The organism is Staphylococcus sp. NWU MKU2 (assembly GCF_033283605.1).
Taxonomy (GTDB): Bacteria; Bacillota; Bacilli; order Staphylococcales; family Staphylococcaceae; genus Staphylococcus; species Staphylococcus haemolyticus.
The window spans coordinates 89694-98140 of sequence record NZ_JAVSMH010000008.1; the positions used below are offsets into that span (position 1 = coordinate 89694).

Here is an 8447-nt window from a genome sequence, read left to right on the forward strand (position 1 = left end):
GCGTTGAGTCACTTCATTGATAGTGACTCAACGCTTTTATTACTGACGCATCATTGAAATATGAATACATCATTAATCGACTAACCAACCACCATCGATTGGAATAATTGAACTATGGATGAAATCAGAATCATCACTTGCTAGGAAGAGTGACAATTGTGCAATTTCCTCTGGTTGACCATAACGACCAGCAGGTACAGAATTTGTTTTTTCCATAACATCTGCAGAACCTTCTTCAAACATCGCATGTGTCATGCCAGTATCAACAGCACCAGGTGCTATGGCGTTTGCTTTAATACCTTTAAGGCCATAATCAAATGATAATTGTTTCGTATAACCTGCAATACCATGTTTCGCTGAAGTATAAGCTGCACCGCCACCGCCAGCTACAAATGCACCGATAGAAGCAATATTAATAACAGTACCTTTGCCATTGTCAATCATATGTGGCAACACTGCATTCGTTACAAGATACGTACCTTTTAAATTGATATTAATAATTCTATCCCATAATTCCTCTGACGTTTCTAGCGTTGGTTTATAATCATCTAGAATACCAGCTGTATTACTTAAGATATTAATCGTACCAAATGCTTCAACACCTTGTTTAACAGCGTGGTCAACACTTTCTTTATTAGATACATCGATTGTAACTGGCAGTGCTTCGCCACCATGCGCTATAATGTCACTAGCTGTTTGGTTCACAGTTTCTTCATTGATATCAGCGATTATAACTTTAGCACCTTCTGATGCATAAAGAATGGCCTGTGCTTTACCCATACCAGAACCTGCACCTGTAATAAATGCGACTTTACCATCTAATTTTCCCATTAATAATACCTCCAAGATATATTCATGAACACCCTTTATTTAACTATTCCTTTAAATTGTGAAAGTATTCATATCACTTATTTATGCATTCATAACTTTAAGTTATGAGACTTTGAATGATTATTAATTAAGAACATAGGTTCAACTAAATTATTGTAGATTGCTAGAATAATAAAGTTTAGTTGCTAAAAATACGAAGTATTGGCTGCGAGACGCTACTAGGAATAGCATTAGCACTGAGACAAAACCTAAATAAAAAAAGAGTTAAATCACAACCTACAAGACTTTGAAAAAGGCTTATAAAGTGATTTAACTCTTTTCAATTATAAATAACTTGGCTTCACAGTGGTTGATTGACATTAAGCATTCATATGCTTAACATCTAATCAACTTTGTGGGGGCGAAAAAACGAATTCTTAATAATTAAATTCTGTTTCGCTCCCAGCGATGCCTAGAGCAAGCGAGCAGCAACAATACGCAGTATTGTGTAAAATACTCATATTAAATTACTTAAATTGTTAAAGTAATGAATTACAATTCTTCATAAACAGCTACAATTTCATCTGCTAAGCGGTCATTGATTTTCGCATATTCTTGTAAGAATGCTTTCACACCATGTGCATCAATGTATTCACGCATTTCAACTGTTTCTTTATCGTTCATATCATCATATTTTAATAATAACGCTGCTGCTTTTAATAAGCCTTTGCGACGTAAATTATTTTCATATAAATAAGATAAAGGTTTGATAATACGATCTTTAGGACCGATTTTACGAATTGTTCCACGACCTACACGTGTTACTTCGTCAGATAGGTATGGATTTTCGAAACGACCAATAATCTTCTCAACATAAGCCGCTTGTTCTTCTTTAGTGAAACTGAAGTTATCCACGATGTACTCGCTTGTTTCACCTAATACTTGACGTAAATCTGCAACGATAGCTTCATCTTTAACAGCATCTAATACAGTATCTCTACCATAGAAGCGACCAGCATATGCTAATAAAGCATGACCAGTGTTAACTGTTAATAATTTACGTTCGATGTAAGGTGTTAAATCATCAACATATTTAATATGTTCTAACTCTTCACCGTACCAAGCATCTTTTTCAACAACCCATTCAAAGAAAGGTTCAACCATAACGTCTAAAATATTGTCATTCTTTTGAAGTGGGACAATACGGTCAACTGCAGAGTTCGCGAAGTGAATGTTATCACCTAATGGACCAGTGATGTCTAAGATTGCTTCTTTAAGCGTATCAGTCGCCATAATCGCATTTTCACACGCTACGATATTAACGTGATTTTCTTTCTCTTTTAAAACTGGTGCGAATGATTTCGCAATGATAGGAAGGATGTTCACACCAACTGCAGTTGTAATAATGTCAGCTTCAAGAATTGCTTGTTTCAGTTCATCTGAAGGTTGACCACTATTAATCGCACTAACACCAGTAACACGTGTTGTTGTTTTCTCTTCATTAGCAAGAATAACGTTATACGCGCCTTCATTATCTAATGCGTTAATAATTTCCTCATTAACGTCTGCAAATGTTACATCAATGTTGTTATCTGAAAGAATATAGCCGATGAATCCACGGCCAATATTTCCAGCTCCGAAGTGTACTGCTTTCATTATGCGTCAGCCTCCTCGAAGACTTGTTTAATTTCTTCAGCAGATTTAGCGTTGACGATACGATCAACATTTTCTTCTTCACTGAATGTAATTGCGATTTTAGATAATAAGTCTAAATGTTCGCCATCTTTACCAGCGATACCAACAACAACTTTAACTGTTTCGCCGTTCCAATCTACGCCTTCAGGAATTTGTAGTAATGTTAAACCTGATGCTAATACATCACCTTTAGCTTCGTCAGTACCGTGAGGAATTGCTAAACCGTTACCCATGAATGTTGAAACAAGTTGTTCACGTTCTTTCATTGCTTGGATATACGCTTCGTTTACAGAACCGTTATCTACTAAAGCACGACCAGCTTTTTCAATTGCTTCGTCTTGGCTTCCTACAGATAAGTTTAAAAAGATATTGTCATTACTAAATAATTCAGTCATTTTATACACTCCTAAGTTAATTGGTTTTGAATTCGTTTTAAAAAGCTATCTCTCAATGTGTGTTTCATAGCGTCAGGGTCTTGCATGAAGTCATCAATTTGCTCGAGATGATGTCCTAATTCAGCAGATAATTCCCCAACAAGTTGTGCCATTTCATCATTATTTGGGATGAATAGGCTAACCATATATTTAATTTTGAAAAGGTCATTTTGAGTACTTTGCATGCCCAAACTTTCATTTAATATCGTGATTAAAATGAGAGGGCGTAATATTAAATCATCCTTCATATGTGGAATTGCAACAGGATAGGGTTGCAATATCCAACCGGGATTCTGATTTAATTTATCTTGCAACAGCTCAGCGAATGACGTCTGACTATTCGGCGCAATGACGCCATGTTCCTCAAGATAGTCAGCTAAATAATAATTCCAAATAGTTACATCTTTGTATTCAAATTGCATAGAGTTCAACAATGTTAAGCCGTGTTCGATGTTCCTGACCACTTGATCAGGGTCTTGAATCGAATGCTTCATTTCATTCTCTTCATGTTGTTTCGCTTTATGCTCGGTTGTCTTTAAAAATGATGCTACATACGTCACATCGGATTCTGGTAGCAATGGATTAACGGTAATAAATGGCGTTGTGATATCCAATTTAACCGTTGAAATAATGCCATCATAATCCTCTAGATTTAACATTTTTAAATCACTGACGGACGCTTGTGTAATCTTCTCTATTTCATTAAAAGATTGTTGTAATCGTGTTGCCAACAATCGACTTGTTCCAATACCACTACTGCAGACAACTAAAACATGTAGAAGTTGGGTGGACTGACTTTTCAAGGAGCCACCAAAATGCAAGACGATGAAGGCAATCTCACTATCCGGGAAGACTAACTCCGGCCATGTCTGATCGATGGCCTTGTGTACAATATCGAAGAGACGAGGATACTTGTACTTAATCATCTCGGTAAGTGGATTGTACGTCTCAATGTTTGCTTCCAAACGATTAATCGCTGGATTAATGTGCAATGATAAGCCATGAACTAGTGTTGCATAGTCTTCGAATGATTGGCCTGATAAGCGCTCTACACGATTTACAAATGCTTGTATTTTACGGTCGTCAAATTCATTATTCTCAAACATCTTGGAGGTTGTTCGACGGTTTGCACCACGTAAATGAATTGTTATAAAAGTGACTTCCGCTTGGTTAAAGTCGATGTCGTATAGTGTCTCTATACGTTTCGCAATTTCTGTGGCAATTTGATGTTCAAATGTGTCTTTTACAGAATTATGAATATCTTCATTAATCGATACATATTCACCATTTTGAATACGCGCAATACTTAACACGATATGGACGGTTAAGGTCAGATAACTCGATTCTGTTAAGGTATAAGGCAATTGGCCTAGGTAATCCATTAAAATACGTTCAATCTTAAATATGCTATCAAGGTCGACTAAAGCTTGTTGCGATTGATTAATCGATTGATAGACGAAGTGGTTCTCGATAACTGAGTAAACACTTGTACTATTCAAGTTGTTGACCATCAATTGACTTAAGAATTCACGTTTTTTTGATTCGGGGCCATCAAGATATACCCCTTCACCACGCTTGCGATAAAGTATAAGTTGATAGCTAGCGAGATCATTCTCTAGGTCATCAAGCAATTTGGTTAATGACTGAACAGATACGCCAATTTCTTGCGCCAAGCTGTATTGCTTAACAGCATGCTTAGATTGAATAAGCGCATACAGAATAATTGCCTTTTGTTCTTCAACAGACAAGTCAATGGTATCGTGTTGCGCCATTTCTTGTTTTAATAGCTGGATTTGATCATCATCACAAGATAACTTAATCCCTTTTTTGTTTGCCCGTTCAAGTTTCATATTGAAGCCTTGGAGGTAGGTTTCAATGCCTTTTAATTCACGATGAATAGTACGAGAGGACACGCCAAGTTGTTGAGCAATTTCATAAATCGTGACGTATTGACCGTAATACTTAATTAGCAGTTCAATGATTTCCTTTTCACGTGTACTCATTAACATGGTGTGTCCCCCCTTGAAAGGAGTCTGAACATAAGTGATAGAAATAATATGTTCGACTCCCAAACTATTTAATTATGCTTTATCTTGATCTTTCTTCAAGTTGTTTAATAATTCTTCATAACGTGGAGAATTTAAGAAGTTATCCACTGAGATATGAATTGCGTTTGGAACTTGTTTGATTGCACGGTCTGTTAATGTTTTTTGTGTAATAACAAGTTGTGCATTATTTGGTAATTGGTTAATAGCAGTATTTGTAACATTAACGTCTGAAATGCCTGCTTTTTTAAATTTATTACGTAACATACTTGCACCCATTGCACTAGAACCCATACCCGCATCACATGCGAAAATAACATGGTCTACGTTGCTATAGTCGTGAGCGTCTACGTCTTCAGTGTTGTAGTTATCAAGTAAGTCTTCTTCTTCGTCCTCTGATGAAGCTTCTTTTTTATCTTCATCATCAGCTTTGTTAGCAGCTACGCCAGCTGCGCCAGTACCAGTTGTCGCACCAGTTAATTTAGAAGACACGCTAGATTTTTTACCTTTAGTAGATTCCATTTTAGCTGTTGCTGCTTCTAAATCTTGTTTAGGTTCTTTAGTAAATTTCATAATTAATGCTGCAACTACGAATGAAACAAGTGCTGCTAAGAATACGCCTAATACCATGTGTAAGAATTCACCTTTAGGTGCATTTAAACAATACACGATGAATGAACCTGGTGAAGCTGGACTCTTGAATCCGAAACCAGTTGCTTGGTAAGTTGCTACGCCAGTCATACCACCTAAAATAACAGCGATGAATAATAATGGACGCATTAATACATATGGGAAGTAAATTTCATGAATACCACCGAAGAAGTGGATGATACCTGCACCATATGAAGTTGCTTTCGCTGTGGCTTTACCGAAGATCATGTACGCTAATAAGATACCGATACCTGGTCCAGGGTTTGATTCGATTGCGAATAAAATTGATTGACCTGCACTTGCTGCTTGGTCAGTACCAAGAGGTGTGAATACACCATGGTTAATCGCGTTGTTAAGGAATAAAATTTTAGCTGGTTCTACGATGATACTTACGATTGGTAATAAGTGTAAGTGTACTAAGAATTCAACTGCTACAGATAAGATGTGCATGATGAATTGCATAATTGGCGCCAATAATTTGAAGCCAAGGATTGTCATAATAAATGCTAGAATACCCGCTGAGAAGTTATTGAATAACATTTCAAAGCCTTGTGGTGTTCTAGGTTGTAAGAATTGGTCAACTTTCTTCATTAACCAGCCAACAAGTGGTCCCATAATCATTGCACCAAGTAACATTGGTGTATCTGGTAATGCAACAATAACCCCCATAGTTGCTGTCGCTGCAACGATACCACCACGTAAGTCGTGAATTAAACGACCACCACTAAATGCGATCAGTAATGGAATTAAGTATGTGATCATTGGTCCTGCTAATTGAGATAATTCTTTGTTAGGGAACCAACCATTATCAATGAAAATCGCAGCAATAAAGCCCCATGCGATAAACGCACCGATGTTTGGCATAATCATACTACTAAGGAATGAACCAAACGCTTGAACTTTACGGCCGAGACCTTTTTTCTCTTGTGTCTCTGTTTGAGCCATAACTACACCTCTTTTTTTATTCTGATTTGATAATTCAATTGTAATGGCACAAGAAAGCGTCTACAACACAAAGAAAATGCGACTTTGTCACAGTAATTGTGACAACGGTGTGACAAGGTCATGGTGAAAGTCTCACAACTATATTGAAGCCCAATGTAAAACCTTCTACTTATGATAATTATGTGAGAAATTCCATTGAAAATGTTTGAATATGGCAATGAAAAAATGTCATTAGTTATATTTTAAATGCGCAATAAGTTATTACTTATTTAAAGATTAAATGATAGGAAACAGGTTATAGAACAAGTAAGAAACAATATAAGGAGTGTTGTTTATGACTGGAAACACAGGAAACGGATGTGTGAAATGTGGACATACGGAAGTGGAAGAAGGAACATTATCAGCAACAGGATCTGGACTATCTAAGATGTTTGATGTGCAGCATAACAACTTTAAAACAATAACTTGTAAAAATTGTGGTTATACGGAATTTTACAAAACAAATAATAATAGAACGAGTGATATTGTCGATTTATTCTTTGGTGGATAATTGAATATCAATATTTATGTCAGAATCAGCGACTTTCTAGGCGCTGGTTCTTTTTCATTTGTAAAAGGGAGACTTCGGGTTGTGTGATGTTAGGGGGTAGGATGTCTAAAATCAAATAAATTCAACCTAAATTACTAAGAATTTGAATGATTTTGAGCAGTTTATATACCTAACTTTCTTAACTATTGGTAGCATAGTTTTATTAATTAAAACATATTTCCAGGGTTATATCGTTAGGAGGGTTAGGATGAATTCCAATACTGAATTTAAAAAAGGGATTCTATATGCGTTAGGTGCTTATGTATTATGGGGTATCTTGCCAATTTATTGGAAATTAATTGGTGGCGTTAGTGCATTTGAAATCTTAGCTTACCGCATTGTATTATCTATGATCTTTATGATACTAATGATCGTAGTTTTAAAGAAATCACAAACGTTCAAACGTGATTTAAAACATTTATTCTCACATCCAATTGAACTAATCGTCATTATTATTGCTGGTTATGTGATCACAATCAACTGGGGAACGTTCATCTGGGCTGTGTCAAATGGACACGTACTTCAATCTAGTTTAGGTTATTATATTAACCCATTAGTAAGTATATTATTGGCGTTCATTTTCCTAAAAGAGAGATTCAATAAATTTGAAACGCTAGCAATCATCTTTGCGACAATCGGAGTTCTGTATATGACGATTCGCGTTGGAGAATTCCCAGTCATCTCATTAATGTTAGCATTCTCATTCGGTATTTATGGCTTGTTGAAGAAGATTGTTAAAATTGAAGCCATAAGCAGTATCGCGATTGAATGTATCGTTACAGCGCCAGCAGGATTAATATATATGATTTATTTATGGAATACTGGAACATCATCAGTAGGTTTGAATATGGACACATTCTGGTTGATGTTCTCAGGTGCAGTAACTGCCATTCCATTAATCTTATTCTCAGCCGGTGCCAAACGTATTCCGTTATCTCTAACAGGATTCATTCAATACGTTGGTCCAACTATCATGTTCTTCTTAGGTATCTTTGCATTTAAAGAACATTTTGATGCGCAACAATTAGTTACGTTCGCGCTCATTTGGTTCGGTATCGTATTGTACAGCATTTCTCAATACGTGAAAATGAAACGTAACCCTAGACCTGAATAATTACAATAAGGCCTGGGACATAAATAATATAATGATGCTATTTTACAAATTCACAGTAGATGACTGAACTGAGAAGTCGCTTAAATTAAGCTTTTCTCAGTTCTAGTCATCCTTGCGGGCGGGGCCCCAGCAAAGAGAATTTCATCAAGAAATTCTACAAGCAA

At 36.2% G+C, this 8447-nt stretch carries 7 protein-coding genes; 2 read left to right on the forward strand and 5 right to left on the reverse strand.

Going from position 1 to position 8447, the window contains the following annotated elements; translation table 11 throughout:
* Positions 1-72: 72 nt before the first annotated feature.
* From SBL15_RS10990 to SBL15_RS11010, 5 genes are all read right to left on the reverse strand, one after another.
* Positions 73-831: an SDR family NAD(P)-dependent oxidoreductase gene (locus SBL15_RS10990; protein ID WP_107613963.1), complete on the reverse strand. Its 759-nt coding sequence runs from the start codon at positions 829-831 to the stop codon at positions 73-75.
* Positions 832-1362: 531 nt separating this feature from the next.
* Positions 1363-2466 carry a mannitol-1-phosphate 5-dehydrogenase gene (locus SBL15_RS10995; RefSeq protein WP_107612460.1) on the reverse strand — a complete coding sequence of 368 codons (1104 nt, stop codon included), beginning with the start codon at positions 2464-2466 and terminating at the stop codon, positions 1363-1365.
* Positions 2466-2900: a PTS sugar transporter subunit IIA gene (locus SBL15_RS11000; RefSeq protein WP_107612462.1), complete on the reverse strand. Its 435-nt coding sequence runs from the start codon at positions 2898-2900 to the stop codon at positions 2466-2468. Before SBL15_RS11000 ends, SBL15_RS10995 begins: the two co-directional genes overlap by 1 nt.
* A gap of 11 nt (positions 2901-2911) precedes the next feature.
* Positions 2912-4948, reverse strand: coding sequence for a BglG family transcription antiterminator (locus SBL15_RS11005; RefSeq protein ID WP_317955970.1), 2037 nt, complete (start codon positions 4946-4948; stop codon positions 2912-2914).
* Between the two features lie 72 nt (positions 4949-5020).
* Positions 5021-6580, reverse strand: a complete 1560-nt coding sequence (locus tag SBL15_RS11010; RefSeq protein WP_317955972.1) for a PTS mannitol transporter subunit IICB — start codon at positions 6578-6580, stop codon at positions 5021-5023.
* Between the two features lie 334 nt (positions 6581-6914).
* On the opposite strand from SBL15_RS11010, the gene SBL15_RS11015 reads away from it, so the two are divergent.
* The gene (locus SBL15_RS11015; RefSeq protein ID WP_037537490.1) at positions 6915-7130 is read left to right on the forward strand and encodes a zinc ribbon domain-containing protein; all 216 of its coding nucleotides are present in this window, start codon (positions 6915-6917) and stop codon (positions 7128-7130) included.
* Positions 7131-7377: 247 nt separating this feature from the next.
* Positions 7378-8283: an EamA family transporter RarD gene (rarD, locus tag SBL15_RS11020; RefSeq protein WP_016930561.1), complete on the forward strand. Its 906-nt coding sequence runs from the start codon at positions 7378-7380 to the stop codon at positions 8281-8283.
* Positions 8284-8447: the final 164 nt, after the last annotated feature.

What these genes read in the sequence shown, in the direction of transcription:
- rarD (WP_016930561.1), top strand. Translation starts at nt 7,378, where the DNA reads ATGAATTCCAATACTGAATTTAAAAAAGGGATTCTATATGCGTTAGGT.
- SBL15_RS11005 (WP_317955970.1), bottom strand. Translation starts at nt 4,948, where the DNA reads ATGTTAATGAGTACACGTGAAAAGGAAATCATTGAACTGCTAATTAAG.
- SBL15_RS11010 (WP_317955972.1), bottom strand. Translation starts at nt 6,580, where the DNA reads ATGGCTCAAACAGAGACACAAGAGAAAAAAGGTCTCGGCCGTAAAGTT.
- SBL15_RS11015 (WP_037537490.1), top strand. Translation starts at nt 6,915, where the DNA reads ATGACTGGAAACACAGGAAACGGATGTGTGAAATGTGGACATACGGAA.
- SBL15_RS10995 (WP_107612460.1), bottom strand. Translation starts at nt 2,466, where the DNA reads ATGAAAGCAGTACACTTCGGAGCTGGAAATATTGGCCGTGGATTCATC.
- SBL15_RS11000 (WP_107612462.1), bottom strand. Translation starts at nt 2,900, where the DNA reads ATGACTGAATTATTTAGTAATGACAATATCTTTTTAAACTTATCTGTA.
- SBL15_RS10990 (WP_107613963.1), bottom strand. Translation starts at nt 831, where the DNA reads ATGGGAAAATTAGATGGTAAAGTCGCATTTATTACAGGTGCAGGTTCT.